The 1,763-nt window shown below is 69.9% G+C and carries 2 protein-coding genes; both read right to left on the bottom strand.

The window, feature by feature from the left end:
* Window positions 1-225, bottom strand: a 225-nt coding sequence (locus tag ABZE72_RS16800) for a hypothetical protein (RefSeq protein ID WP_372730179.1), incomplete at its 3' end; no start/stop codon positions are given.
* Between the two features lie 87 nt (window positions 226-312).
* Window positions 313-1,763: M4 family metallopeptidase (locus ABZE72_RS16795; protein ID WP_372730178.1), on the bottom strand; the 1,451-nt coding region annotated here is incomplete at its 5' end.

Genomic DNA, 1,763 nt, shown 5'->3' with positions numbered 1-1,763 from the left:
CGAGTCCGACAGCAGGGCGAGGTCGCCGAGCGCTCCGAAGGCCAGCGCGACCAGGAGCCACTGCCCGGCCCCGCTGTCCCCGGCGCCCAGGACTGCCGCCACCACGAGCAGGGCGAGGAGGGTCGCCGGCTTGGCCCACGCTTCGGTACGACGATCCCGGCGGCTCACCGCCCACCAGTCGGTGAACGCGAGCAGGGTGGGGGCGAGCCAGATCAGTGCGTGCACCGGGCCAGCATCGCAGGCAGACCCGGTCGGCGAAGGGCCCCGCCGGATCAGATCCGGCGGGGCCCTCAGCGTTCAGTGCTCAAGCAGTCAGCGCTTCCGCTTCTTCTTGACCACCTTGATGATCACCTTGTCCTTCGACGGGGCGAAGAAGTCGGTTCCGGTGTACTTCACCCACGCGACGTGGCGCCCGGGGCGCAGCCGCTTCGGCACGTTGAGCCGGGCACGACCGTTCGTGACACGGGCCCTGCTCAGCACCTGACCGCGCTTGTGGAGGCGGACCAGGCCGGAGACCCGGTCGCCCGTGCTGCCGTCGCGGACCACACGCACCAGCACCCGCGACTTCTTGCCGTACTTGGACGGCTGGGGCTTGTGCACGCCCTTGGTCCGGGTGACGGCCAGGCAGACCAGCACCTCGACGTTGTCGACGTACCAGCCGTCGCGGCCGCCGCAGCCGTCGCGACCCATGTCGAAGCGGAACTGCAGGCTGTCGCCCACAGCCGCCCCGAGCTGCGCCAGGTCGATCTGCGACTGACCCCACGAACCGGTCGGCGTTCCACCGTCGGTGCCGGTGAACCCGACCTCGCCGGCCATCGGGTTGTCGTTGCCCGCAGCAGCCGGGTTGATCACGCCGTTGGGGGCGTTGAACAGGTACGCCGCCTCGGGCACGACCACGAAGTCGGCGCCGTTGATGCTCACCTTGACGTTCGCGCCGTCCCAGGCCGGCTCGGTGGCCACGTTGTGGTCGAAGACCAGTCGCGGCGACTCACCGGCCGGGAAGGTGATCGAGGGGCTGATGATCGAGTTCCGGCTCGCGATCGAGTCGGAGGCACAGTTGCCCTCGTCCGGGTCGGAGCCGTACGCGACCTGGGTGTCGTTGCCGGCGGGAGCGTCGTTCGTGGCCTCCCAGTCGAAGCCGCGAGCGTCCGGGTACCCGAGCTCCTCGTCCAGCGCCCAGCCCGCCAGACCGTCCTCGAAGTCCTCCGAGAAGACGGCCTTGCTGGTGTAGCCCTCACCGCACACCGCGGGGGCGTTCGGGTCGAGCAGCGGCTGGAAGTTGCACTGGGTCGGCTCCGTGCGCAGCTCCACGGCGTCCGCCATGGCGTCGACCTCGGTGCAGTCGTCCGCCGTGATGGGGGCGGCCGGCGTCGAACCACCGGTGTCCGAGGTGGAGACCTGGTTGATCTCCGCGCCGATCAGGTCCGTGCAGGACGCGGCCAGGCCGTCGGCCAGGTCGGTGAAGTCCGACGTCTCGGTCAGGTAGGCGATCTGGGTGCGGAAGAAGATGTTCGCCGCCTTGTCCAGGCCGATCCCGTTCACGGTGACGCCGTTGTAGTCGCCACCGTCGACCAGCAGGGCGTAGCCGTGGTTCGGCACGCCCGAGTTGCTGTGCACGCCGCCGGCATCGCTGGGGTCGCAGTGGTACTCGGCGTCGGTGACCTTGCCGGGGTCTCCGTAACAGGTGGGGGTCCACATGTCGCGGATGGCGCCGCCGAACGCGTCCGACTTCTCACCCATCAGCCAGCGGGTGGAGTCCGACT

It is taken from the genome of Nocardioides sp. (assembly GCF_041600255.1).
Taxonomy (GTDB): domain Bacteria; phylum Actinomycetota; class Actinomycetes; order Propionibacteriales; family Nocardioidaceae; genus Nocardioides.
This window is presented reverse-complemented; position numbering and strand designations above follow the sequence as displayed.